The organism is Pseudomonas sp. PLB05, assembly GCF_021106615.1.
Taxonomy (GTDB): Bacteria; Pseudomonadota; Gammaproteobacteria; order Pseudomonadales; family Pseudomonadaceae; genus Chryseomonas; species Chryseomonas benzopyrenica.
The window spans coordinates 1,377,772-1,403,983 of record NZ_JAJOHO010000001.1 but is presented as its reverse complement, the minus strand read 5'-3'; the positions used below and the strand labels follow the sequence as shown (position 1 = coordinate 1,403,983).

Sequence of the window (26,212 nt, the reverse complement as noted above, 5' to 3'; positions counted from 1 at the left end):
GCGCCCCATACGGGGCGCGTTCCGCTGACAGGCATCCCCGTTCTGGGCGATGCTTGTCAGGCATCTGGCCACCGAGAACCCCATGATCGATCTCGCCGAATGGAATCTAACGGTTCCCGTACCCATGCCCGTGGCCCAGGTACAGACCGCCGAACTCAACAGCAGCGCCTTTCGCAGCCCCTACCTCACGCGCGGCGAGGGGGGATCGCTGGTGTTCTGGGTCCCGGTGACCGGCACCCCGCAGCCCTTCAACAGCTATCCCGCCACCGAGCTCCGCGAGACGCGTCCGGACGGCAGTGCCTATGCCTGGAAGTACCGCGAGGCGGACGCCCTGCTACAGGCCGAGGCGGCGGTGCAGCAGGTGCCGTCACGCCCTGAGGTCATCATCAGCCAGATTGAGGATCAAACCCCGATACCGGCTGCGCCTCAGGCGCTGTTGCAACTGGTCTATCGGGTGGAGAGTCCGGCCACGGGCAATGGGCAGGTCGCCCAGGGTCAACTGATCGCCCGGTTGCGAGAGAGCCCCAGCGACAGCCCCAAGGACGTCATCCTGCTGGAGCACCTGCCGCTCAACAGTCGCTTCAGCTACGACATCAAGCTGACGCGCAGTGGCGTGCTCACCATACGTGCCCATGGTGCCGGTTCACGAAACGGGGATCTGGGTCTGCAACTGGACAACGCCTGGAGCAACCATCACCTGTATTTCAAGGCGGGCGCCCACTTACGTGACGGGGAAGGACCCGCCACCGAGGGCGGACGGGTACTCTTCTACCGGCTGATTTCCATGCACCAGCCCAATAATCGGTAGGCCCGTCTCAGGTGGCGTGCTTTTCCTGCTGCTTGCGCTCTTCGCGCCGATCATTGCTCACCTTGAGCTTCTTGGCACGACCTTCCAAGGCGAAATAGAGCACCGCAGCGATCAGCAGCGGGATGATGAAATACAGTGTCCGGTAACCAAGCAGGGCGGCGATGATCTTGCCCTGGCTGAGGCCGTCATTGGCCAGCAGGGCGATGAAGACCGTCTCCAGTACGCCGACACCAGCCGGGATATGCACGATGACCATGGCGATGCTTGAGAGCAGCAGTACGCCGAGCACATGCAGATAGTCCACCTGGCGGCCCAGGAAGAGATAGACGATGGCGGCCATGGCCATCCAGTTGACCGAAGACACCAGCAGTTGCAGGCAAGCCATGCGTAGCGAGGGCAGGGCGAGCCGCTGCTTGCGCACCGTCCATTCGCGCTGTTTGGCGAAGGCGCAGACACCCAGGTAGAAGACGATGAAGGCCAGCAAGCCAAAGCCGATCAGCCGCAGCGTGGTGTCCCCGACGAACCAGTTAGGTGGCATGTCCACCACACCGCTGACGAAGATGCCACCGGCGAGCAGCACGTAGCCCAGCCAGTTGGTGGCGATGCTCAGGGAGAAGATGCGGGTGATGGTGCCGCTGGAAAGACCCAGCCGCGAGTACAGGCGATACCTCATGCCGATGCCGCCGACCCAGGTGCTCAGGGTGAGGGTAAAGGCGTAGCAGATGAAGGACACCAGGAACACCTGGCGCTTGACCAGCTTGTGCCCGCAATAGGCCCGACCGATGAGGTCGTAGCAGCCGTACATGATGTAGGACAGCACCACCAAGCCACCGGCCATGGCCAGCGTCGTCCACTTGTAGCCGGTAAAGACCTTCCAGACCTCGCCCCAGTCGACCTTGCGGGCGTAGATCACCAGCAGCACCACGACCGCGATCAAAAACACCCAGGTCAGGATCTTCTTGGCCAGGACCCAGCGGCCGTTCTGCGGCTTGGCGGCAGTCTGCCCGTCTTCCTGGTCGTCGGCGTGATCCAGGGTGTCGCTGTGGCTGCTCATCGTTGGGGATACCTTGAAATCGGGGAATCGACCCGGTCCTGGGTTTCCAGCTCGGGCTGCACCGGTGGACTCACCAGTTCGATCTTGGGGGTATGACCGGGCAGCCAGCCGACCCAGGCGGGGAAGTGGCGCAAAAAGTGGAAGACCAACATCGTCTTGGCCAGGTGCCAATAGGTGCGCTTGGGCACTTTGCTGCTGTCGACGTGCTCGCAGTGATGCTGGATCAGGGTCTCCAGGCGACCGCGCAATTCACGGTTGAAGGCGTGGTCATGGAAGATCAGGTTGCATTCAAGATTGAGCGAAAGACTCAAGGGGTCCAGGTTGCTCGAACCCACAGTGGACCAGTGCTCGTCCATGGTCGCCACCTTGCCGTGCAAGGGGCGCAGACAGTATTCGTAGATCTCCACCCCGGCCTTAACCAGGTAGTTGTAGAGCATCTGGGCGCCGACCTTGACGATGGCCATGTCCGGCTCGCCCTGCACGATCAGCACCACCCGGACGCCGCGCTGCGCCGCGTTGCGCATCTCCCGCAGCAGGCGATAGCCCGGGAAGAAGTAGGCGTTGGCGATCACCACCTCGCGTTTGGCGTTGCGCAACATCTCCAGGTAGTGCTTTTCGATGTCGGCGCGATGTTCGTCGTTGTCGCGGTACACCAGCAGGGCCTGGGCATTGCCCGGGTTGCGGTTGTTGGCCGGTTTCTGCGAACGCTTACCCCACCAGCGGTGGGTTTCCTCAGGCGAGTTGATGGCGTCGCGCGCGAAGCGATGGATATCGTCGACGATAGGGCCTTCCACCTCGACGGCGTAGTCCTGCTTGGCTTCCGGCCCGAAGTCACCCAGGTGCTCGGCGGAGTAATTGATGCCACCGATGAAGCCCAGGCGGCCATCCACCACCACGATCTTGCGATGCAGGCGGCGGAAGAGGTTGGTCCTCATGCCCATGACCAGCGGGCGCGGATCGTAGTAGCGGAAGCGCACGCCGGCATGGACCATCTCATCGATGAAATCACGCGGCAGATCGGGCGAGCCATAGGCATCCACGGTGATGTCCACCTGGACACCACGCTTGGCCGCCGCCACCAATTCTTGCTGCAGGCCCTGACCGACCTTGTCGTAGAACAGGATGAAGGTCTCGATGATGACTTCGCGCTCCGCCTCGCGGATCGCCTCGAAGACCCGGGGAAAGAAGTCCTCGCCGTTTTCCAGCAAGGCGATGCGGTTTCCGTCCCGCCACTCGAAGTTCATAGGTGAAAGTCCGCAGCCAGAGGTGCGTGGTCGGAGAGGTGCGACCACGGCTGATTGCCCAGCACCTGTGGGCGACCGACGCTGACGTTACGGGTATAGATGCGATCCAGGCAGAGCAGGGGACGCTTCGCCGGGAAGGTCTTGGGCAGCCGCCCTGCGGTCTTCATGAACACCTCTTCGAGTCCCGCGCCCTGGCCAAGGATGTCGTTGGCCTTCTGGCGCCAGTCGTTGAAGTCCCCCGCCACCACGACGGGCGCGTCGCTGGGCAGGGAATTGATGTGTTCGCAGATCAGCTTCATCTGCATCTGGCGATGCTTTTCCCGCAACCCCAGATGGACGCAGATGACATGCAGATCCACCCCTTGATCCGGTACGCGCAGGACGCAATGCAGCATCCCGCGCTTTTCCGGACCGGCGATGGAAATGTCGAAGTTGTCGTAACTGACGATGGGAAACTTCGACAGCACCGCATTACCGTGATGGCCGTCCGGGTAGACCGCATTGCGCCCGTAGGCGAAGTCGGTCCACATCGAATCGGCCAGGAACTCGTACTGCGGCGCCGCCGGCCAGTTCTCGAAGCGCAACGGGTGCTTTTCGTGGGTGCCCAATACCTCCTGCAAGAAGACAATGTCCGCTGACACCGTCCGCACCGCCTCGCGCAATTCCGGCAAGATGAACTTGCGGTTAAAGGACGTGAAGCCCTTGTGCGTGTTGATGGTCAGGACCTTGAACGAAAAACCCTGTTGCGCGTTCGTCATGCCTGGCGCTTCCTCCGCTTGGTCTGGGTAAGCTCGAACAGCAATACCGAGCGTCCGGTGACCTGATAGGTGTCTCCGAAATTGAAGACGTCGCCGGCATCCAGGTCAGGCTGATTGGTATCCAGTTGCAGGGACCAATGCTCGCCCATGGGGACTTCCGGCAGGGTGAAATCCACCACGTCATAATGAGCATTGACCAGAATCAGCAGCGAGGTATCCGCACCCTTGCGGCGAATACCGGTCGGCTGGGCCCGGCCGTCGAGCAGGATGCCCATGCACTTGTTGCTGCCGTCCTGCCACTGCTCGTCGCCCATCTCGGTGCCGCCGGGCTGCAGCCAGGTGACATCCTTGACGCCCAGCTCCTCGTTGTAGGCGCCGGTGAAGAAGCGGCTGCGACGCAGCAGCGGATAGCGACGGCGCAGGTCGATCAGGTTGCGCACGTATTCCTGGAGCTCGGCGCTCTTTTCGCTGATCTCCCAGTTGACCCAGCCGATCTCGCTGTCCTGGCAGTAACCGTTGTTGTTACCGCCCTGGGTACGGGCGAATTCGTCACCGGCCAGCAGCATCGGCGTGCCCTGGGACAGGAAGAGGGTGGCCAGCAGGTTGCGCATCTGGCGATAGCGCAGTTCGATGATTTCCGGATCGTCGGTCTCGCCTTCGACGCCACAGTTCCACGACAGGTTGTGGGAATGGCCGTCGTTGTTGCCTTCGCCGTTGGCCTCGTTGTGCTTGTCGTTGTACGACACGGTGTCGGCCAGGGTGAAGCCATCGTGGGCGGTCACGAAGTTCACGGACGAGTAGGGCTTGCGACCGCGACGGTTGAACTTGTCGCCGGAGCCCAGGAGGATCTTCGCGAAATCGCCGATCTTGTCTTCGTCACCCTTCCAGAAGGCCCGCGCGGTATCACGGAAGGTATCGTTCCACTCCATCCAGCCGGGTGGGAAGTTGCCAACCTGGTAGCCGCCGGGACCGCAGTCCCAGGGCTCGGCGATGAGCTTGGTCTCGGCCAGGATCGGATCCTGACGGCAGGCGTGCAGGAAACCGCCGCCTTCGTCGAAGCCGTCCGGCTCACGGCCCAGGATGGTGGCCAGGTCGAAGCGGAAGCCGTCCACGCCCATCTCGGTCGCCCAGTAGCGCAGCGAGTCGGTGACCATTTGCAGCACGCAGGGGTGGCTCATGTTCAGGGTGTTGCCGGTACCGGTGTCGTTGATGTAGTAACGCGCATCATCGGGCATCAGGCGGTAGTAGTTGGCGTTGTCGATGCCCTTCAGCGAGAGGGTCGGGCCCATCTCGTTGCCTTCGGCGGTGTGGTTGTAGACCACGTCGAGGATGACCTCGAGGCCGGCATTGTGCATGCGCGCGACCATCACCTTGAATTCGCCGATGGACTGGCTGGCCATGTAGCGCGAGTGCGGGGCGAAGAAGGCCAGGGTGTTGTAGCCCCAGAAGTTTCTCAGGCCCTTTTCCAGCAGGTGGTTGTCATCGAGGAAGTAGTGGATCGGCATCAGCTCGACGGAGGTCACGCCGAGCGACTTGATGTAGTCGATGACTTCGCTTTCCTGCAGGCCGGAGAAGGTACCGCGGGCACTTTCCGGGACCGCCGGGTGCTGCATGGTGTAACCCCGGACGTGGGTCTCGTAGAACACGGTGCGATCACGCGGGACCCGCGGGTGGGTGGTGTTGCCCCAGGTGAAGGCGGGATCGATGACCCGGCAGCGCGGCATGAAGGGCGCGCTGTCACGCTCGTCAAAGGACAGGTCGCCATCGGCGTGGCCGATGGTGTAGCCGAACAGGGCGTCGTTCCACTCCAGCTCGCCGACGATCTGCTTGGCATAGGGATCGATCAGCAGCTTGTTGTGATTGAAGCGGTGGCCGTTCTGCGGCTCGTACGGGCCGTGCACCCGGTAGCCGTAGAGGGTGCCGGGACGGGCATCGGGCAGGTAGCCGTGCCAGATCTCATTGGTGAATTCCGGCAGTTCGATGCGCTCGATTTCTTCCTTGCCTTCATCGTCGAAGAGGCAGAGTTCGACCTTGGTGGCGTTGGCGGAAAAGATGGCGAAGTTCACGCCGGAGCCGTCCCAGGTGGCGCCCAGGGGATAGGGCAGGCCTTCACGAACACGAGACTTGGACTTACTGATGAAAGTGGTTGCTTCGGTTAACGGCTTGTTGGACTCAGTTGAAGTCATTTCGACGCTCTCGGGATAGCTAGGAAGGAAGTAGCTCTGACTCGGCTCTCAATACCTGCCGGTGGCTGAATCGATACAGATCCGGCTACCTGCATATGAAAGGCCCGGCGCAGCGCAGTTCCGAGCTCCCATGGCGAGCCGACAAAGCGTTGTTTTTGCAGGAAAAATAAGAAAACAAGGGATAACGCAGACGCCGCAGCGAGGCGGCAGAGAGAAGGCCTGGCCGAGTGGCCAGGCCGGAATATCACATCACTCGCTGGCGGCGGGCTTGGCCGTCGTCGCCTTGCCCCGGGAAGCACGCGGCTTCTTCGGCGTAGCCGGTGCCACACCTACGCCGGTAGCCTCGACGTTGGCATCGGCCTTGGCTTTGTTGGCCGTGGTCTTGCTAGCGGTGGTTTTGCTGGCACTGGGCTTGACCGCCTGCTTGACCTTGGAGGCGACCTTCTTGGCAGCCGACTCGACCTTCTCGGTCACGGACTCACCGGTAGCTTCCGCCTCGGTGGCCGCCTTTTCGCTGCCACTCTTGGTCTTGCCGGCGGTGCGGGCCTTGCTCGCCACGGGCGTGTCCGCGCCCGCAGTGGTCTTGGTTGCACGAGGCTTCTTGGTCGCGGTCTTCTTGGCCACGCCTTCCTGTTCGGCTTCGTACAGGCGGGTCGCCATTTCCCAATGGCGATCGTGTTCGTGGGCCGGCCGTCCTTCGGACTCCCAGATCTGATAGGCGAGCTGCTGAATGCGTTCGTCTTTTTGGGTCATTGCGGTACGGCTCCTTGAGTGATGTCTTGTGTGCTGAGCAATCCAAGCGGAAAACGTGCCAGAACCTCGCCGACAGAAAGCTCTTTCTTCTGGTCATGGACAGACGAAGGGGCGAAAGTTTCCCCAAAACGGTACATGGACAAGGTTTCCGGGAGTTTTATCCGGGTATCACCCCAGGCTGCTGCAGAAAAGCGCAATGTTTCGCTGTTCTCCAGCAGGTCGGAGGCATGCACCGGCACGATGACGATCACCGCCTGCTGCTCCCAGGTACGGGCGAAGGCCAGTACCTGATCGGCGTGGGTGCCCGCAACGGACAGCGGCAGGTAGCTACCTTCGGTGAACAGCTGTGGCTGCAGCTTGCGCAGTTGCAGCACGCTGGCCAGCACCTGTTGTTTGATCTCGCCGTTCTGCCAGGTATCCAGAGCCGTGTCGGCAGCGGTGTGCTTGGCCAGGGCCTGCTGCCGCGGGGCGTAATCCACGGCGCGGCGATTGTCGGGCTCCACCAGGCTGAAATCCCAGAATTCACCACCCTGGTAAAGGTCGGGCACGCCGGGCGCGGTATTGCGCAGCAACATCTGCACCAGGCCGTTCAGGGCACCGGCTGGAGCCAGTTCACGGACGGCGGCAACGATCTCGCGGCGTAGGGCAAGATACTTGTCGTCGGTGAGGAGGCCTTCCAAGAAGGCCTTGCAGGCCGCTTCGTAGTCGCCATTCGGCGCCCACCAGTCGGACTCCAGCTTCTCTTCGCGCAGGGCCTTTTCCTGCCACTGCAGCAGGCGCTCCAGATAGGCCTGCAGGCCCTGCGGGTCATCGGCCTGCAGCTGTAGCGGCCAGCTGGCGAGCAGGGTCTGGTAGAGCATCAGCTCATCACCTGGGGTCGGTGCGGGTGCATCGTTCCACTGGCCGCGCAGAGGAGCAGCCTGTTCCATCCAGCCACTGACCTGGGCGATATAGGCTTCCGGACGTTCCGAGACCACCGCCAGGCGGGCGCGGGTGTCTTCGCCACGCTTGTGGTCGTGGGTTGCGGTGGTCAGCATGTTGCGCGGGAAGTGCTCGGCACGCCAGCCGCTGGCCTGGTGGAAGGCGCTGACCGGCTGGGCGAAATGCTGCGGATCGAAGCCCACGTCGTTACGCGACAGCAGCGGTGCGGAGCGATAGCAGGCGGTGTCTTCCACGGCCTTGGCGGCGATGGGCGAGGTGAGTTGCTGGAATTTGGTGATGGCGCGGCGCTGTTCGCGTCGGGCCACGCTGCCCACCGGCTTGTGGCGCGGCGCATCGCCACCCAGCCAGGCGCGTAGTTGCTCCAGCAGCGGCTGCTCCGCTTCGCTGACATGGGGGCGGGCGGCCTCCAGCGCGGTATCGAACCACTGGGCATCGGCGCCGACGAAACCCGCCGCGCCAGCATAGGTGCGATAGACCTTGAACTGCACGATCAGCTCCAGCAGCACCCGGCGGATGGCGCCTTGGCTGGTGTCGCGGGTACGCCAGTCCTGTTGTGCCAGCAGGTGCAGGGTGTGCACGGCCGATTCGAATTCGCTGGACAGTGCGCCGGTGAGCACCAGGCGCCGTGCTTCCCGTACCTCTTCGAGGAAGTCCTCGGTACGACCGGTCTGCTCGGCCCAGAACCGGCGCAGCGGCGCTTCACCGCTGGCCGCATGCTGCACCGCCGAGACCTCGTTCATGAACTCGTAGCCGGTGGTGCCATCGATGCCCCAGCCTTCGCGCAGTTGCTCGCCTTTGGCCAGGATCTTCTCGATATAGATGGGGAAGCCATCATCCGGCGCACCGCCGGTACGACTGGCACAGAGGTCGTCCACCCGGCGGCGCAACTTGCGGCAATAGGCGCGCGGATTGGCCAGGCCGTCGATGTGATCCAGGCGCAGGCCATCGAGCAGGCCTTCGCTGATCAGGCGGAAGATCAGCGAATGGGTTTCCTCGAACACCTCGTGGCGTTCCATGCGCAGGCCGCCCAGTTCGGTAATGTCGAAGAAGCGCCGCCAGTTGATGTCGTCCGAGGCAGTGCGCCAGCTGGCCAGGCGATAGTGCTGGCTCTCCAGCAGGGCGTGCAAGCGTTCCTGATTGGCCGGCTGGCTACCGTCGAAGGCGGCGACCGCCTTGTCGATGGCGGCTGCCACGGTCGGGTCCTTGGCGGCGTCCGCCAGCTGGCGCTGGGCGCCGCGGGCTTCTTCAAGGTCCTTGGCACGCGCCGAGAAGGCATCGGCGAACAGGCTCAGCTGGGGCAGGTCGCTCTCGCGCAGGATCTGGCCGTAGGTACCCGGGTTGATGGGGAAGTGGTGGGCGTAGTATTCCACGCGGAAGGCGCCTTGCTCGGCGTCGAACACCAGCTTTAGCTCACCGGCCTGCAACACGTTGCCGTAGGCGTCACCCAGGAAGGGCAGCAGCACCTGGCCCTGTAGATCCGGGTCCGGTCCGTACCAGTTGATGTCGTAGAAGCCGGCATAGCGGCTCTGCCGGCCCCATTCGAGGATGTCCAGCCACCAGGCGTTCTCCGAGCCGCCCACGTTGGTGTGGTTGGGCACGAAGTCGGCGATCAGGCCCATGCCGTGCTCGCGCAGGCGGGCCACCAGGCGACGCAACGCCTCTTCGCCGCCCAGCTCCGGGTTGACCCGGGTGGGGTCGACCACGTCGTAACCGTGCACGGACCCGGCGCGCGCGGTGGTGATGGGGGATGCATAAACATGGCTGATGCCCAGCTTGGCGTAATAATCGACCAGGGGCAGGGCATCGTCGAAGGTGAAATCCTTGTGGAACTGCAGGCGTACGGTAGCGCGCAAGCGACTCATCGAGTGTTCTCCGGATTGTTACGGGCAGTGCTCAGCACGCTTAGGCGTCGTTCAGGGGTGGCGGCGTCCAGCAGGCGCTCTGCGGGAGCGTCCCAGCGGCGCAGCCAGTTGGGATGTTCGTTGGTGGTGCCGGGCAGGTTGGCCTGTTCCAGCTGACCCAGAGCGTCTTCCACCGGCAGGATGATCAGGGGCGCCGGCGTGCGACCGATGAAATCGATGGCGGCATCGACGGCTTGTTCGACATTGCTTTCACGGGTGTCGTCCAGTTCCAGTACCTTGGCCAGGTATTGGCGATCCTCGGCGCGTTCGTCGAGCCGGTCCTGGCGCGAGGTGCCGTCGGGCAGCAGGCCGAGCTCTTCCTGCCAGTCGGCGTCGCGACCCTGCCACCAGCCGGTGAGCGTCGGCAGGTCGTGGGTGGTGGGCATGCCCATGGCCGTGTCCGACCACTGCGCGGCCTGCTTGAACGCCTTGTCGTCGCGCTCGAACAGCAGTACCTGCATGCCCATGATGGCGCGTTCGGCCAGGCGTTCACGGAAGCCCTCGGGCACCGTACCCAGGTCTTCGCCCATGACCACGCAGCGATGCCGCCAGGACTCCAGGGCGACCAGGCGCAGCAGGTCGTCGATGGGGTAGGAGAGATAGGCGCCGTCGGCCGGGGAGGCACCCTCGGGCACCAGCCAGAGCCGTTGCAGACCCATCACATGGTCGATGCGCACACCGCCGGCGTGCGCGAAGTTCGCCTTGAGCATCTCGATGAAGGCGCGGAAGCCATGCTGGATCATGCCGGTGGGCGAGAAGGCGGATATGCCCCAGCCCTGGCCTTTCTGATTGAGCAGGTCCGGCGGACAACCGACGGTGACCGAGGCCAGCAGCTCTTCCTGACGACTCCAGGCCTGGCTGCCACCCCCATCCGCGCCCACGGCGATGTCGGCGATCAGGCCGATTTTCATGCCGGCTTCGCGGCACTGCGTCTGGGCGGCGGACAGCCCTTCGCTGGCCAGCCATTGGGTAAAGGCATAGAACTCCACGTCCTGGGCGTGGCGTTCGGCGAATTCGGCCACGGCAGGATTCTTGGGATCGCGATACTGCTGCGGCCAATGCTGCCAGCTGGGCGAGGCATCGCCCTGGGTGAAGGAGGCATGCAGCGCCTCGAAGCGGCAGTGGTTCTCCAGCGCTTCGCCACCGTCGCGGCGGAAGGCCTCGAAGCGCTCGCGCAGATCGCCACTGGCGGTACGGAAGTCCAGGTGCAGGGTACGTAATAGGCGCAGGCGCAGCTTGGCCAGGGCCGGCCAGTCGATCAGCTCTAGCTGTTCGAGGCGCTCGGCTTCCGCCTGCAGGCCGGCGCGCTGCATGGCCTGACGCACGGGCTCGGCGCCCAGCACCAGCTCTGGCGCGGCATAGAGCACATTGAAGAACACCCGACTCGACGGCGAATAGGGGCTATAGCGACTGCCATCGGCGCTGAACATGGCGTGCAGCGGGCTGATGGCCAGAGCATCGGCGCCCTTGCCGGCAGCTGCCTTGGCGAGCTGCACCAGACCCTGCAAATCGCCCGCACCGCTGCCACCGTCGCGTCTGAGGCTGTAGAGCTGCACAGCCAGGCCCCAGAGGCGGGCCTGTTCGTCGCCTGTGGCGTCGGCGATGGTAAAGCAGCGCTCCGGCGCAACGGCCAGGGTCAGGGCTTCACCACCGATTTCCGCCTGGTGATAACCGACGGCACTGATGGGTGCGAGCTGGCCCTGGTCATCTACCTGACCCTCCAGACGCCCGCCGTCTTCCAACTGCACCTCATAGCGGACGCCACGCTTGAACTGGTCAGGTGTCCCGACGGGTTTGCCGACCACGGCCGTGAGGAGGGGGGGCAGATGATCCTTGTCGCCGACCTCGGCCAGCTTGCGCAGGCTGGCGTCGATGTCAGCATCACTGTCCGCGGGCAGCTCGATGGCCTTGAGCAGATTGCGCAGCGCCTCGGGAGTCACCCGTTGGCGCTTACCGTCGTAGGCGGTCCATTCGATGGCGATACCGGCGGCCTTGGCCAGCTGTTCCAAACGATCTCCACTCATGCCTGTTCCTCCAGCCAGACCAGGGCGGAATGGGCGGCCAACTGCCCGTCCTGGCGGACCGGTGTGGCGGCGGCGTCACTGCTGTGCAACAACCGGCCTTGGGGTACTTCAGCCACCGACACGGCCTTCTCGCTCAGGTTGAGTTCGATGGTCAGGCGGCTGCCATCGGCCAGGCGCCAACGTGCCCGCACGGCGCGCTCGGCCAGAGCTTCGGCGCCCTCGGCACGGGCGCCTTCCAGACGCGGAAAGAGTTCCCGGTGCCGGATCTCCAACAGTTCGCGATACAGGCCGACCCAGGCCGCATGATCGGGCTGATCGGCCTCGCCGAAGTTTGGCTTGGAGTCTTCGAAGGTCTTGGGCGCGTTCGGATCGGGGATCTGCTGGCGATGCTCTTCGCTGGTGAAGAAATCGAAGTCCTTGAATTCGTTACGGCGACCGTCGCGGACCAGTTCGGCCAGCTCGTCGTTGTGGCTGGTGAAGAACAGGAAGGGTTGGCGGCTGCCCCATTCCTCGCCGATGAACAGCAGCGGAATCATCGGGCTGAGCAGCAGCAGGGCAGTAGCGGCCTTCAGCGCGGGCTCCGGCGCCAATCGGGTCAGGCGTTCACCGAAGGCACGGTTGCCGACCTGGTCATGGTTCTGCAGGAAGATGACGAAGGCCGAGGCCGGCAGGTCCTTGCTGGGTTCACCCCGGGTCTTGCCATGGCGGGTCTGCTCGCCCTGGTAGATGAAACCCTCGCCCAGGCAGCGCACCAGCTTGGCCGTGGCGTCCTCGGTGAAGTCCTGGTAGTAGCCTTCGTTCTCGTCGGTGAGCATGGGGTGGATGACGTTGTGCCAGTCGTCCGCCCACTGCGCGTTGTAGTGCTTGCCGCCGAGCAGGGTCGCGGTGTTGTCTTCGTTTTCCAGCATCAGGTGGATGTGGCGACCCGGTTCGACGGTGCTGCGGATCTCCTCGGCCATCTCTTCGAGGAAACCCTTGTCGTTGATGGCATGGACCGCGTCGAAGCGCAGGCCGTCGAAGCGATACTCCATCAGCCACAGCAGGGCGTTGTCGATGAAGTAGCGGCGCACGGCGTCCTGGCGGAAATCGATGGCGGCGCCCCAGGGGGTATGGATGTCCTCGCGGAAGAAGCGCTCGGCGTAGGCGTGCAGGTAATTGCCGTCAGGGCCGAAGTGGTTGTAGACCACGTCCAGATAGACCATGACGCCATGGGTGTGGGCGGTATCGATCAGCGACTTGAGATCGTCCGGGGTGCCGTAGGAGGCCTCCACCGCATAGGGCAGCACGCCGTCATAGCCCCAGTTGCGGCCACCAGGAAATTCCGACAGCGGCATCAGCTCGATGGCGGTGACGCCCAGCGCGGCCAGACGCGGCACCAGCTTCTCGACGCCGGAGAACCCACCCAGGGTGCCGACGTGCAATTCATAGATGACGCTTTCGTGCCAAGGACGGCCTTGCCACTCGACGCTGCGCCAGTGGTAGGTGGTCGGGTCGATGACGATGCTCGGCTCGTGCACGTCGCCAGCCTGGGCCCGGGAGGCCGGATCCGGGACCAGCAGGTCCTCGATCTGGTAGCGATAGCGGGTACCGGCGCCGCATTGGGCTTCTACCGCGAACCAGCCGTCTTGCTCGGCTTCCATGGGAAGGGTCATGCCACCTTCCAGGACCACCGACACGGCGTCGGCGCTGGGCGCCCAGAAGTGAAAGAGGGTGCGGTCCTTGCTCACCAGGGTGGCACCGGCACGGGTCTGCCAGGCATAGCCCCCGGTCACCGCGGCTGCATCGCGCGAAATATCAGTCATGGATAGAGAACTCCCGAAACCGGACGGCAGAAAAGACACTGCGGCCCAGTTGGCCGCAGTTGCTGTTATGACCGGTGAGAGCTGCTCAAAGTTGGGCGGGGGAAGCGCTTTTCGTCGGCCTTTTGCCGAAGGAAAAGCGCTTGGTAGCCATATCGAGCCTCAGGCGCCGACGTGACGCTCCTGGTGAGCGGTGGTGTGGAGCAGATCGAGGTACAGCGAGGCATAGGGCTTGGCGCATTCGGACCAGAAAAATGGTCCCTGCATCGCCCGGTGACGCATGGCCAGCAGCAGGCCCTGACGTTCGAACACACCCAGGGCGCGGTCGATGGCGCCAAGGTAGTTTTCCAGCGACAGCGGGGCGAACAGGAAGCCGGTGGTACCGTCCTCGATGCTGTCGGCCAGGCCGCCAGTGCGGGTGGCGATCGGTAGGGAAGCGAAGCGCTGGGCGTACATCTGGCTCAGGCCGCAAGGCTCGAAACGCGAAGGCATCAACAGGAAGTCGCTGCCGGCGTACATCCGCCGGGCTTCGGTTTCGCAGAAGCCGATGTGGGCACTGACGCGACCCGGATAGCGCAGGGCCAGGGCACGCACCTGGCGCTCGATATGCGGCTCGCCGCACCCGATGATCATCAACTGGCCACCGCGGGCGACGATGTGATCGGCGGCCTGGATGGTCAGATCGATGCCTTTCTGCTGGACCAGACGCGAGACCACGGCGAACAGTGGGCCATTGGACGGCTCGAGGCCGAATTCTTCGCGGATGCGGGCGGCGTTGACCGCCTTGCCGTCCCAGTCGGATTCGTGGAACTGCTGGCAGAGGTGCGGATCGCTGCAAGCGCTCCAGCCATCGTCGATGCCGTTGAGCAGGCCGGTCAGCTTGCCGTCCCGCGCCTTGACCTGCAGCAGGCCTTCCAGGCCACAGCCGAATTCCGGCGTGGTGATTTCCTGGGCGTAGGTGTGACTGACCGTGGTGATATGGTCGGCATAGACCAGACCGGCCTTGAGAAAGGAGACCTTGCCCCAGAACTCCAGACCTTCCATCTGGAAGGCGTGGGCCGGAATGTCCAGGTCGGCCATGACCGAGGCCGGGAACAGGCCCTGATAGGCAAGGTTATGGATGGTGGTCAGACAGGGAGTGCTGGCACCCTTCCAGCGCAGGTAGCCGGCGGCGAAGCCGGTCTGCCAGTCGTTGAGGTGCAGCAGATCCGGTATCCAGCGAATCGAGGCGTCGCCCAGGGCGAAGTCAGCGGCAGCGCTGGCCAGACGACCGAAACGGATGTGGTTGTCAGCCCAGTCGGCGCCGTTCAGGTCGCCGTACGGGTTGCCCGAGCGCTCGTACAGCTCGGGACAGATCAATACATAGACGACCAGCCCGTCGTCCAGATTGACGCGACCAATGTCACAGGCGGGCATGGCGGCACGGGCAGCGATGCGGCCGACCATCTGCACACGGTCCTTGATCGCAGCCATCACCTGACGGTAACCGGGGATCAACACCCGGACGTCATGGGAGGCCGCGAGGGCGCGCGGCAGGGCGCCCGAAACCTCGCCCAGGCCACCGGCCTTGACGAAATCGGAAATCTCCGGGGTCACGAAAAGAATGCGCTTGCGGCTTTCGACAACGGAGCTCAGCGTCAGCTGAGGCTCTTCGACACGCTTGCGAGGAGAGCTGGATGTGGTGGTGCGAGTGGCAGTTTCTACGGGCTCCAGAGCCCCAAATTTCCCCACGACGGCATTTGCCATGGTGCGCTCCCAATGCAGCAAGTTCGAGACTGAGGTTTACCTGATTGCTTCTTCCTGAAGCTCGATGCTCCTGGTTCAAAAACGCCTACAGCCGAGCTGCTACAGCCTTTTTGCCGGTCACCTCTTCTGAGATGTCTGGATTTGGGCGAGAACTGCTTCGCGGATTTCCAGATTGCTCTCGCACTGACTCACGGACGACGTCACAAGTTTCCCGCGGGAATGTTGCGGTCTTGCTTCGCGTTGCCAAATACATGCCCAAAAGGTGACGCTCATTCTTGGTGCGCTAAGAAATAAGGGCCAGGTGAACCGCTTTATGGGCGCCTGATCGCTGCAATTTGCCGAAAAATCAGACTTCTGGCTGGCGTACGACTGGCTCCTGCCTTTCGTCGGATCGCGGCGTGGGAAGGGCATCGCGGCGTCCCAGTTCGGTCCGTAGCTTGGGCAGACAGAGGGGGAATTCGCGATTGATGTAGGTGATCAGCCGTTCCCGCACAAAGCAGCGCAGGTCCCAGTTCTTCGAGGAATCGCCCGAGCTCACCAGCACCCGGATCTGGATGGAATCATGGGACGCATCGGTCACCTGCAGCACGCAGACACGCTCGTCCCATAAATGGGGCACCTCGGCACAGGCGCGTTCCAATTCGGTGCGGATCGGCGCCAACGGCAGGGAATAGTCAACCCATATGAAGACTGAGCCAATGAGACTGGACGACGAGCGTGTCCAGTTCTGGAAGGGGGTTTCGATGAAATATTGCAGGGGTACCACCAGGCGGCGGTCGTCCCAGATGCGTACCACCACATAGGTACCGGTGATCTCTTCCACGCGCCCCCATTCACCCTCGACGATGACCACGTCATCCAGCCGGATCGGTTGGGTCACGGCGATCTGCAGGCCGGCGATGAGATTGCCCAGGACCGGGCGCGCGGCGATGCCCGCCACCAGGCCGGCGACACCGGCGGAGGCGAGCAGGCTCGCACCTACTTGGCGCACCGCCGGAAAGGTCATCAGCATCAAGGCGATACCCACCAGCAGCACGATAAAACTGAGGCTGCGTACCAGCACCCGGTTCTGCGTCTGAATCCGGCGGGCCCGCAGGTTGTCCACCACATCCACCGGATTGCGCAGGGCGATGGTGGCCCCGACGGCCTTGACCGCCCGGAGGCCCAGCCAGGTAAAGGCAGCGATGCTCAGTAGACCAGTGACGTGCTGTACGGCGCGCAACAGTGGCAGGGCATCGGGTGCGGAATTCCAGACACCTTGGAGCACCACCAAGGGTACGGCGAGGCGTGCGGGTTTTTCTGCGTACTTGACCAGGTTGCGAGCGAGCAGGAAGGGACTGGCCAGGCGGCGGACGGCGGCGAATGCCAGCGTCAGGGCGATGATACTGATCAGCAGGGCGACCGCCGCCGCAATCAGCGTGGTGATCCAGGGGGCGTTGAGCCAACCCGTCCAATCGATGGCCGTCATGCGCATTTTCCTCCGGCAGACGGCTCCCCGTGATCCTGAAAAGCTGACACGCCGGAATCGCGAGGGAGCCTTTCGAGATACCTGTTTTCCGACTTAGGGGCTCCGGTACGGTTCCCTGGAGGAACCAGGCTTTATAGTAATACCACCCCTCAAATAAAAGGCTTTGGTTACCGGACAATTTTTTTGTAATCAGTGAGGCAGGATGTCGCACCACACGGCTAAGCTCAGGGGAGACTGCGCAGCTGACGCGAGATAGGAGTAGAATTCGCGCCCCAACGAGATACGTCCAGTCAGATGGCGGACCTGCGGAGATCGAGCGGATTTATGAAACCAGTGGTAGTGGTCGTCGAAGACGAGAACATGTTGCTCGGGCTGATGGAAGAGGTGCTCGAAGGTGAAGGCTTTCAGGTGCGCACCTTCGGTACCGCGGATCAAGCCTGGGAGTACCTGTCGAGTGCGCGTCCGACGCCGGATCTGCTGATCACCGATGTCCGCATGCCAGGTGCCATCGATGGTCTGGAGCTGGCGCGCCGCGTCAAGCAGCAGCTGCCGGGTCTGCCCATAATCGTCTCTTCGGGTTATTTCGAAGAACTCCAGCCCGAACGCGCCCCCGATATCTACTATCTGCCCAAGCCCTGGCGCTTCGACGATCTGCTGGCTGGCTGCTTCCGCTTCCTCAATCAGCGCAAAGGCTGATCCCTGTCTCTTGCGGCCTGGTTCCAGGCCGCGGCTCGCTGTTCGGGACGGTTACCTTGCCAGCCTGTAGATGACCTTCCGGCTCTCTGCCTAAGCTGATTCCATATAGTTATTTATCAAGCGATCTTTAGATCGTTTAGCTTGGCCTCCAACAGGCATCGCGTTGATGCCGAGGACGCGCTTTGGCGCGTCTGCCGACAAGGAGGCCTTTGTGAATTCGCTGATCAAATCCCTGGTTCTGGCTGTAGGCATGGCAGCGCTCGCGGGGCAGGCGTCCGCGGTCGATCTGGTGGTGGGCTATCAGACCGGTGTCGATCCATCCAAGGTCGCCCAGGCCGATGGCCTCTACGACAAGGCGGTCGGTCACAAGATCGACTGGCGTCGTTTCAACAATGGTCCCGAGGTCGTCGCCGCGCTGGCTTCGGGGGATGTGCAGATCGGCAATCTAGGTTCCAGCCCCCTGGCAGCGGCCACCTCGCGCAAGCTGCCGCTGGTGACCTTCCTTGTGGCCGCACAAATCGATTCCGCCGAAGCCCTGGTGGTGCGCAATGGCAGCGGTATCGACCAACCGGAGCAACTGGTTGGCAAGACCATCGCCACCCCCTTCGTCTCCACCTCGCACTACAGCCTGCTCGGCGCGCTCAAGCACTGGGGCGTGGACCCGACCAAGGTCAAGATCGTCAATCTCAATCCCACCGAGATCGCCGCCGCCTGGCGCCGGGGCGATATCGATGGCGCCTTTGTCTGGTCACCGGCATTGGGCGAGATCAAGAAGAACGGCAAGGTCCTCGCCGATGCGGCCCAGGTAGGCAGCTGGGGGGCACCGACCTTCGAGGTCTGGGTGGCGCGCAAGGACTTCGCTGAAAAGCATCCCGAAATCCTCGCCCAGTACGCCAAGGTCACCTTGCAGGCCTTCGCCGACTATCAGGCCCACGGCAAGGACTGGAACGCCGGGTCCGAGCAGGCCAAGAAGATCGCTCGCCTGACCGGCGCGGACGCCGCTGATGTGCCTGAGCTCCTCGCCGGGTCCCGTTATCCGGACGCCGAGGCCCAACTGAGCCCTGAGCTGCTCGGTGGTGGCACGGCCAAGGCCATCGCTCGTACCGCCGAATTCCTCAAGGAACAGAAGCGCATTCCCACGGTGCTCGACGACTACTCGCCCTATGTCAGCGCCGAATACGTCCGCGCGGCCCAGTAACGACCCTTCTTCAAGCCACGACTCGCCCCTCTTTGGAGGGGCTTTTTTTCCCTGCCGTCAGGAGCCAGTCATGAGTCGACTCACCCTGGAACAGGCCAGTCTCGGATTCGTCCGCGGTGGTCGCCGTCAACCGATCTTGCAGCAGCTCGACCTCGCGGTGGAGAAGGGCGCTTCCCTGGTGGTACTGGGGCCGTCCGGCTGCGGCAAATCCAGCCTGCTCAACGTCCTCGCCGGGTTCCAATCGCTGGACGCGGGGCGTGTGCAGCTCGATGGTCGTACCTTGGCGGGACCGGGCGGCGAGCGCGGCGTGGTGTTCCAGGACGATGCCCTGATGCCTTGGCTCAATGCCCTCGACAATGTCGCGCTCGGCTTGCGCCTGCGGGGGTTGAGCCGGCGTGAACGCGAGGACAAGGCCCGCGGGATGCTCGACCTGGTCGGGCTGGCGCACCATGCCGGCCATGGCATCGGCGAATTGTCCGGGGGGCAGCGCCAGCGCCTGGGGCTCGCCCGCGCCCTGGCGGTGGATCCGGATTTCCTGCTGCTGGACGAACCCTTCGGCGCCCTCGACGCCCTGACCCGGGAACGGATGCAGGTGCTGCTGCTGGAGGTATGGAAGCGCACCGGCAAGGGCCTGTTCCTCATCACCCACAGCGTCGATGAGGCGCTGTTTCTGGCCACCGAACTGCTGGTGCTGGACGGGCCGCCGGCGCGCATCGTGCGGCGCCTGGACGTGCCTTTCGCCCGCCGTTATCTGGCAGGGGAGCCCGTTCGCCAGATCAAGGCCGATCCCCGTTTCGCCGAGCTGCGCCAGGAGTTGCTCGACCTCTTTCTGCAGGAGTCGCCCGATCATGTCCTCTGACACCCTCGTTTCCACTCTGCAAGACTCCCGAGAGCGCCGTCGATTGCGCCTGGATCGCCGTCGCGTGGCGGCGCTAGGCACCTTGGCCGGCGTGGCGGCGCTCTGGTGGAGCGCGACCCATCTGGGCTGGGTGGACACCCTGTTCCTGCCGTCGCCCGAGCAACTGCTGGTCGCCCTGCAGGGGCTGCTCGCCGAGGGCTACCTGGATGCCAGCCTCTGGCAACACCTGGGCACAAGCCTCCTGCGAGTCCTGGCTGCGCTACTGGCAGCCGTGTTGACCGCGGTGCCCCTGGGTATCGCCATGGGCCTCAATCCCACGCTGAATGCCGCACTGGATCCGCTGGTGGAGTTCTATCGACCGATCCCGCCGCTGGCCTATCTGCCGCTGATGGTGATCTGGTTCGGTATCGGCGAGTTGTCCAAGGTGCTGCTGATCTATCTGGCGCTGTTCGCACCGTTGCTGATCGCCACCGTGGGCGGGGTGCGGCGGGTCGATCGAGCGCGTCTCCAGGCAGTGCGCTGCCTGGGCGCGTCGCGAGGGCAGGTGGTGCGTCACGTCATCCTCCCCAGCGCCTTGTCGGACATTCTCACCGGTCTGCGTATCGCCCTGGGCGTGGGCTGGTCAACCCTGGTGGCGGCCGAGCTGATCGCCGCCAATCGCGGCCTGGGCTTCATGGTGCAATCGGCGGCGCAATTCATGGCCACCGATGTGGTGGTGGGCATCCTGCTGATCGCCAGCATCGCGCTGTCCATCGAGCTCGGCTTGCGCGCCTTGCAGCGACGCTATGCCGGTTGGCGCTGAGGAGCTCATGATGGCCATCACCTTCGAACGTCTCGGCTCTGCCTTGGGTGCGCGCGTCCATGGCCTGGATCTGCGCGAGGCCCTGGATCCTGCCAGCCATGTCGCACTGCATCGGGGATTGCTGGAGCACCAGGTGCTGATCCTCCGTGACCAGTTGCTCACGCCTCGCCAGCAACGGGACGTAGCCGCCCACTTCGGCGATCTGCACATCCATCCGATCTATCCCAAGCATCCCGAGCAGCAGGAAATCCTGGTGCTGGATACCGAGTTGAACGATCTGCGGGACAATGCGCTCTGGCATACCGACGTCACCTTCATCCAGACGCCGCCCCTGGGATCGCTGCTGAGCGCACGCCAGGTGCCGGCGTACGGCGGCGACACCCTCTGGGCGAGCAATTCGGCGGCCTATGCGGCCTTGTCCGCGCCGCTGCACGAATGGCTCGACGGCCTGAGCGCCTGGCACGACCTGAGCAAGTCCTTTCCACTGGAACGCTTCGGCCATACCGTGGAAGGCCTGCAAAGCTTCAACGCGGCACGCGCCGCCAATCCGCCGGTACGCCATCCGGTGGTACGGGTACATCCGGAAACCGGGGTCAAGGGATTGTTCGTCAGCGCCGGCTTCACCACTCGGATCCACGAGCTGGAAGAGGCCGAAAGCGATGCGCTGCTGCAGCTGCTGTTCGCCCACGCCGCCCGACCGGAGTTCCAGGTGCGCTGGCAATGGCGGGCGGGCGACCTGGCCTTCTGGGACAATCGCATCACCCAGCACTATGCCTGTGACGACTATCGTCCTCAGCGCCGCGTGATGCACCGGGCGACCATTCTGGGTGACCGTCCGCGTGGCCCTGGCGAGGCGCGGTGATGGCGCGTGCCGCGACCGGGAGCGGCGGGATCAGTTGCCCAGGACGTCGACCAGCCCCAGGACGAAGAACAGCACGATGCACACCGCCGCCACGACGACAGGGATGAAGCGCGGATCCTTGATAGCCTTCCACATGGCCTGACGATTGCTGCGCGACCTTTCCGTGACACCGCTCCTGGGAGAAAGCCGGCGAGCTTAAAGCATCGCCGGGGGCGGCGAACAGCGGGGCAGGGCCGCTCTCGTCGGCGTTTCCGGCTGCTTCGGCAGCCTAGGCGACGCCGATCTTCCATTGCGGCGGTGGCGGAGTGCCGTTGACCGCGAAGTCACCGACGATACGATCCTTGTAGATGCGCGGATTGTGGGAGGCGAGGGTGCGGGCATTGCGCCAGAAGCGATCCAGTCCCAAGGGTCGCAGCGTGGCCGAGGCGCCCAAGGCATCGAACAGGCGGCCGGAGGCGTCGATGATCAGGTCCGTGACCACATTGAGCGATTGGCAGACCTCCAGTTCGGCCAGTGCCACGGCGCTGTCCTCAGCAGCCTGGTCGTCCGCTTGCCGGAGGTCATGCACGCGCTGCAATGCCTCGGCATTCTTCAGCGCGATCACCCCGGCGCAATAGGCGGCGCTGCGTACCTGGCCCACCACGGCCAGCACCTGCGGATCCTGGCTGACACGGTCGGCGTTGCCGATGGTGAAGGTGCGGGTACGGGCCGCGACCGCGGCGGCCACCTCGCTGCTCATGGCCCGGCCCAGGCCCGCCAGATTGGCGAGATGAAAGACCTGGAAGAAGCCGGGCGAATAGCGGAAGCGCTCGCCCACGGTGACCACATCGGTGGGTTCCACCCGCACATTGGTGAAGGTCGCCGTGCCACTGGCGGTCAGGGTCTGGCCGAAACCGTTCCAGTCGTCCACCACCTCGACGCCGGGCGTCTCGCGGCGGACAGTGGCCATTACGCGGTCGCCAGCGTCGTCGGTGGCACCCACGTCGATCCAGTCGGCATAGAGCGAACCGGTGGTGTAGAACTTGGTGCCGGAGAGCAGCAGGGCGTCTCCCTCCTGGCGCAAGCGGGTGCTGAATTCGGCCCGCCGGGCATCGCCGACTTCGCTGGACGCCGGACCCAGGGTTTCACCGGCGGCAATACGGGCGAACCAGCGTGTGCGGCGTGCCTGGTCATCGCTGTTGAGCAACCCTTCGACAAAGCCCATGTGACCGCGCAGCGCCTGGACCAGATTGGAATCCGCCTCGCCGAGCTCGATGAGCAGGGCGAACAACTCTGGCAGCGTGACACCGGCGCCACCGTGCTCGATCGGTACCCGCAACGCGGTGAAGCCGGCCGCCTTCAGCCAGTCCAGTTCTTCGACCGGCAGCCGCCGCTGCACCTCGCGCTCGATGGCGCCTGCGCGAATGCGCTGGAACAGCGGCTGGAAGCGCGCTGAGAGTTCGGCATGGCGCTCGGAAGGGCCGGCGCCCCAGCCTGCGGAGAGGGTGCTCATGGGATAGGAGATCCTTGTGGTCGTGTCGGGCGGGATTCAGGGCAGGCGAGGCCAAGACGGGCCATTTCGGTGTGGGCGGCGTTGGTGCGACCGATCAGCAGGATCGTCGCGACCAGGCGATGAACCAGGTCGTTCAGCGCCGGTAGCCTCGTTACCGGGCGACAGCCAGGGGATATGGCCCGTTCGTGAGCGGCTGCCCGCCGCACCTTGACCCGGCGCGGGTGGAAGGCCCGCTGGCTCGCAGGGCCTTTCGCCGCGAAAAAGCGCGCGGTCTTAGTGCTAGGGAAAATATCGATAAAGAAGCGCATGGCCACTTCTGGCAGAACGAAAGTCCAACGAGTCTAGAAGACTCGGTAAGAGCGCTGCCAATCTTCAAAGCTGCTAAGGATATGCCCTTAGTTTTCTCGCCAGATAACTGTCTTTCCGGCAACACCTGAACTCAGTTAATGGGTTTTTTCTAAGCTTAGGCTTTTAAAGCCAGGGGTATAAAACAGTGAGTGGATGGAAAGTTGGTGTCGGAACCCGTTTGGGATAGCGCTGGAGTTGTCTAGACCGAATGCCCGAGAGCAACTTCTTCATGAGGTAATGCTTTAACGATATTTGGCTTCTCGACTGATTGTCCCTAGGGTCACCACTGTTATCCGCCATCAGGACCCCGTGGTGACTGTCTATCTGGATGCGCGGCATCGCCGCCTGGTCAAATTACTCCTCAATACCTTTGCCGCCCGCAGCGAGTGGCCTACCTGGGGGCTGGTGGTTGGCGTTTACGCCAGCTGGCTGACGCTCATCTGGGCCTGGCCATTGCTCGGCTACTGGACACTGCCGCCGCTGATACTGGTCGTGGTGCTGCACCAGTCCCTGCAACACGAGCTGATCCATGGTCACCCCACGCGCTGGTCACGCGTGAATGCGCTGTTGGCCTATCCGCCGCTCGGCCTCTGGTTTCCCTTTCCGCTCTACCGCGACAGCCACCTGGCCCACCATCGCCGCGAGACCCTTACCGACCCCGCGCTGGATCCCGAGAGCCGCTATGTCGATGGGGAGCTATGGGAGCGGCGAGGACAGACCGGGCATGCCTTGCTCTGGCTGGACAAGACCCTGATCGGGCGAATCCTGGTGGGACCGGTCCTGTCGCTGCACGGCATGCTGGATCACGAACGCGGTCGCTGGCGGCGTGGCGAGCAGGGCGTACTGCGCGTCTGGCTGGAGCATCTGGCGCTGTGCGCGGGACTGCTTCTGACGATCCAAGGGCTGTCTGGAATGCCCATCGCCGTCTATGTGCTAGGGGTCGCCTGGCCGGCGCTGGCGTTGGCACTGGTCAGATCCTTCTACGAGCATCGCCCGGCCGTGGATCCTGCCCAGCGCTGCGTGCTCAACGAAAGCGGCGGGGCCATGCGCTGGCTGTTTCTCAACAATACCCTGCACCTGGTTCACCACGATCTTCCGGGCTTGCCCTGGTATCTCATCCCGCGGGTCTACCGCGCCCGGCGCGGTGCCTACCGGATGCGCAGCGGTGATTTCGTGTTCTCCGGTTATCGCGAACTGGGTCGGCGTTTTGGCTGGCGCGCCGTGGATGCACCGTTACACCCTACGGCGCCCCTTTCAGCGCGCCCGCTAGGGACCGAGGATCGCCCTTGCGTTTCCAGTCTTCCCTGGTAATACCACCCCTTTGTAAAAGATCCCTGCGTGTCTCGTACCGTGCCAAATGGAAAACAGGGTGGTGCAGTGCCCCTTGCGACCTTGGCAGCTCTGCTAGAGTGCCCACTCTGCCAGGATGCCCAGGAGATAGGCGTGCAAGACTCGACCTTTGACGTGATCGTGCTGGGGCTGGGCGCCATGGGTTCGGCCACGCTCTACCACTTGGCCAAGCGTGGCGTGAAGGTCGCGGGTATCGATCGCCATTCGCCACCCCACGACCTGGGTTCCAGTCACGGCGCAACGCGCATTACCCGCCAGGCGGTGGGCGAGGGCGCAGCCTACGTGCCCCTGGCGCTCCGCTCGCAGCAGCTCTGGCGCGAGCTGGAAGCGGAGCGGGGCGTCAGCCTCTTCGAGCAATGTGGCGTGCTGATCATGACCGCCACGGCGACAGCCACCTCCCATCACGGTCGCCCGGATTTCACCCGGGCGACGCTGGAACTGGCTCGCCAATACGGCATCCCCCACGAAGCCTGGGAGGGCACCGCCATTCGCCAGCGTTTCCCGCAATTTCGCGTGGCAGACGATGCCCTCGGCTATTTCGAGCCGGGAGGCGGCTATCTGTATCCGGAAGCCTGTATCCAGGCGCAGCTGGACGGGGCTCTGGAGCGGGGTGCGCGGATCCAAACCGATACGGTCATCGAACGCCTGGAAGCGGACGGGCAGCGCGTGCGACTGCATTCTGCCCAAGGCAGCTGGCGAGCGAAGCGGGTCATCGTCGCCGCCGGCATGTGGAGCGCTGAACTGCTGGGAGCGCCTTTCGATCGGTTGCTGCGCGTTTGCCGCCAGAGCCTGCATTGGTTCGAGGTAGCCGACCCCACGCTGTTTCCCAGCGATTCGCCCAGCTTCATCCTGGCCCACGGCAGTGGCGACAGCGATCTCTTCTACGGCTTTCCACCGCTGCCCGGCGAGAACGCCGTAAAGGTCGCCACCGAACAGTATACGGATAATACCACCCCTATAAGCATTGATCGAAATCTACACCCGGAAGAATCGCACCAGCTGTTCAGTGATCAAGTGGGGAGGTGGGTCGGCGGTCTTTCAGAGCGCACGGTGCGCAGCGCCGTCTGCGCCTACACCGTCACGCCCGATTTCGGTTTCATCGTCGACGAGCATCCCGCGCTGCCGGGCGTGACCGTGGTCAGCGCCTGTTCGGGACATGGCTTCAAGCATTCGGCCGCGCTGGGCGAGGCGCTTGCCCAGCGCGTGACCACCGGGAACAGCGACATCGATCTGGACAGCTTCAGCCTGGCGAGATTTGGCTAGCGGTTGCGCACCGTCAGGGTGACCAACCGGGTCACTACCAGGGCGATGTACATGACTCCGGAGAACTGACCGAGCATGACCAGCGAGCGCGCCATCGGCTTGATCGGGTAGATGTCGCTCAGGCCGACACCCGACAGGATGGCGAAGCTGACGTAGAGCAGCTCCGTCCAGGTGCGGGCGGCGAGAGGATCGTTGGCGGCGGTGAAACTGTTGGGCTGCAGGATCTGACAGGCCGAATAGGCGTGAGCGAAGGCCCAGGCCAGCAGGGTGAAGGTCGCGCCCACCGCGAAGAGTTCGTCGGTGGTGGCCCGCTGATCCTCCATCATGTAGGCGATGAGGCTGCCGGCGGCATAGAAATAGAAGATCGCATCGAGGATGGCCAGGGACACCACCAGGTGCGGATCGCCATGCCATTCCACCAGTACCGTGAGCACCAGGATGCAGCCGGCGAGGATGAAGCCCAGCCACTGGATGGTCGGGCTGCGTCGGACCATGCGCAGGGCGGTGGCTAGGACGATGATGCCAAAGGCACCGATGATGGCGCGACCATGCTCTTCCTGTTCCACGAAGGGATAGAGCAGCAGGCCGAGCAACTGGATGAACAGCAGGTTGGCGGAAGGATAACGGACTAGGTAGTGCAGCGGACTCTTCATCGCGAC

Annotated in this window: 20 protein-coding genes; 8 read left to right on the top strand and 12 right to left on the bottom strand. The window is 63.8% G+C overall.

Translation table 11 applies throughout. The features are described from left to right. Positions 1–82: 82 nt before the first annotated feature. Complete coding sequence (locus LRS53_RS06465; protein WP_231355365.1) at positions 83–808, top strand: polysaccharide lyase family 7 protein; 726 nt, start codon at positions 83–85, stop codon at positions 806–808. Positions 809–815: 7 nt separating this feature from the next. On the opposite strand, the gene LRS53_RS06460 is transcribed toward LRS53_RS06465, so the two are convergent. From LRS53_RS06460 to LRS53_RS06415, 10 genes are all read right to left on the bottom strand, one after another. Then, the gene (locus LRS53_RS06460) at positions 816–1,862 is read right to left on the bottom strand and encodes a lysylphosphatidylglycerol synthase transmembrane domain-containing protein (protein WP_231355364.1); all 1,047 of its coding nucleotides are present in this window, start codon (positions 1,860–1,862) and stop codon (positions 816–818) included. Continuing rightward, the gene (gene clsB / locus LRS53_RS06455; RefSeq protein WP_173147330.1) at positions 1,859–3,106 is read right to left on the bottom strand and encodes a cardiolipin synthase ClsB; all 1,248 of its coding nucleotides are present in this window, start codon (positions 3,104–3,106) and stop codon (positions 1,859–1,861) included. The genes LRS53_RS06460 and clsB overlap by 4 nt, the downstream gene beginning before the upstream one ends. Continuing rightward, on the bottom strand, positions 3,103–3,864 hold the full coding sequence (locus LRS53_RS06450; RefSeq protein ID WP_017639947.1) for an endonuclease/exonuclease/phosphatase family protein: 762 nt from the start codon (positions 3,862–3,864) through the stop codon (positions 3,103–3,105). Before LRS53_RS06450 ends, clsB begins: the two co-directional genes overlap by 4 nt. After that, positions 3,861–6,050 carry a glycogen debranching protein GlgX gene (gene glgX, locus LRS53_RS06445; RefSeq protein WP_231355363.1) on the bottom strand — a complete coding sequence of 730 codons (2,190 nt, stop codon included), beginning with the start codon at positions 6,048–6,050 and terminating at the stop codon, positions 3,861–3,863. The genes LRS53_RS06450 and glgX overlap by 4 nt, the downstream gene beginning before the upstream one ends. A gap of 249 nt (positions 6,051–6,299) precedes the next feature. Continuing rightward, entirely contained in the window at positions 6,300–6,803 is a 504-nt protein-coding gene (locus LRS53_RS06440; protein ID WP_231355362.1) for a DUF2934 domain-containing protein, read from the bottom strand. Further along, positions 6,800–9,607 carry a malto-oligosyltrehalose synthase gene (gene treY / locus LRS53_RS06435; RefSeq protein WP_231355361.1) on the bottom strand — a complete coding sequence of 936 codons (2,808 nt, stop codon included), beginning with the start codon at positions 9,605–9,607 and terminating at the stop codon, positions 6,800–6,802. The genes LRS53_RS06440 and treY overlap by 4 nt, the downstream gene beginning before the upstream one ends. After that, positions 9,604–11,670, bottom strand: coding sequence for a 4-alpha-glucanotransferase (gene malQ / locus LRS53_RS06430; RefSeq protein WP_231355360.1), 2,067 nt, complete (start codon positions 11,668–11,670; stop codon positions 9,604–9,606). Before malQ ends, treY begins: the two co-directional genes overlap by 4 nt. Then, the gene (gene treZ, locus LRS53_RS06425; RefSeq protein WP_231355359.1) at positions 11,667–13,472 is read right to left on the bottom strand and encodes a malto-oligosyltrehalose trehalohydrolase; all 1,806 of its coding nucleotides are present in this window, start codon (positions 13,470–13,472) and stop codon (positions 11,667–11,669) included. Before treZ ends, malQ begins: the two co-directional genes overlap by 4 nt. Positions 13,473–13,631: 159 nt before the next feature. Further along, positions 13,632–15,215 carry a glycogen synthase GlgA gene (gene glgA, locus LRS53_RS06420; protein ID WP_231355358.1) on the bottom strand — a complete coding sequence of 528 codons (1,584 nt, stop codon included), beginning with the start codon at positions 15,213–15,215 and terminating at the stop codon, positions 13,632–13,634. A 346-nt stretch (positions 15,216–15,561) separates the two neighbouring features. Continuing rightward, positions 15,562–16,683, bottom strand: coding sequence for a mechanosensitive ion channel family protein (locus LRS53_RS06415; protein WP_184288476.1), 1,122 nt, complete (start codon positions 16,681–16,683; stop codon positions 15,562–15,564). A 324-nt stretch (positions 16,684–17,007) separates the two neighbouring features. On the opposite strand from LRS53_RS06415, the gene LRS53_RS06410 reads away from it, so the two are divergent. From LRS53_RS06410 to tauD, 5 genes are all read left to right on the top strand, one after another. Further along, a complete protein-coding gene (locus LRS53_RS06410) occupies positions 17,008–17,379 on the top strand; it encodes a response regulator (protein WP_017639939.1) in 372 nt (123 codons plus the stop codon). Positions 17,380–17,629: 250 nt separating this feature from the next. Further along, complete coding sequence (gene tauA, locus LRS53_RS06405; RefSeq protein WP_231355415.1) at positions 17,630–18,577, top strand: taurine ABC transporter substrate-binding protein; 948 nt, start codon at positions 17,630–17,632, stop codon at positions 18,575–18,577. Positions 18,578–18,647: 70 nt separating this feature from the next. Beyond that, on the top strand, positions 18,648–19,436 hold the full coding sequence (locus LRS53_RS06400) for a taurine ABC transporter ATP-binding protein (protein ID WP_231355357.1): 789 nt from the start codon (positions 18,648–18,650) through the stop codon (positions 19,434–19,436). Further along, the gene (tauC, locus tag LRS53_RS06395; RefSeq protein WP_231355356.1) at positions 19,426–20,238 is read left to right on the top strand and encodes a taurine ABC transporter permease TauC; all 813 of its coding nucleotides are present in this window, start codon (positions 19,426–19,428) and stop codon (positions 20,236–20,238) included. The genes LRS53_RS06400 and tauC overlap by 11 nt, the downstream gene beginning before the upstream one ends. Before the next feature lie 7 nt (positions 20,239–20,245). Beyond that, the gene (gene tauD, locus LRS53_RS06390) at positions 20,246–21,100 is read left to right on the top strand and encodes a taurine dioxygenase (protein ID WP_231355355.1); all 855 of its coding nucleotides are present in this window, start codon (positions 20,246–20,248) and stop codon (positions 21,098–21,100) included. Positions 21,101–21,368: 268 nt separating this feature from the next. Here tauD and LRS53_RS06385 read toward each other — a convergent pair whose 3' ends face one another. Beyond that, entirely contained in the window at positions 21,369–22,592 is a 1,224-nt protein-coding gene (locus tag LRS53_RS06385; protein WP_231355354.1) for an acyl-CoA dehydrogenase family protein, read from the bottom strand. A gap of 660 nt (positions 22,593–23,252) precedes the next feature. Here LRS53_RS06385 and LRS53_RS06380 point away from each other — a divergent pair. Continuing rightward, positions 23,253–24,251 (top strand): fatty acid desaturase, encoded by a 999-nt coding sequence (locus LRS53_RS06380; protein ID WP_231355353.1) that lies wholly within the window; start codon positions 23,253–23,255, stop codon positions 24,249–24,251. A gap of 132 nt (positions 24,252–24,383) precedes the next feature. After that, positions 24,384–25,553, top strand: a complete 1,170-nt coding sequence (gene solA / locus LRS53_RS06375; RefSeq protein ID WP_331275293.1) for an N-methyl-L-tryptophan oxidase — start codon at positions 24,384–24,386, stop codon at positions 25,551–25,553. Here solA and LRS53_RS06370 read toward each other — a convergent pair. Beyond that, on the bottom strand, positions 25,550–26,206 hold the full coding sequence (locus LRS53_RS06370) for an ion channel (protein WP_231355413.1): 657 nt from the start codon (positions 26,204–26,206) through the stop codon (positions 25,550–25,552). The two genes, solA and LRS53_RS06370, sit on opposite strands and share 4 nt — an antisense overlap. Positions 26,207–26,212 lie beyond the last annotated feature (6 nt).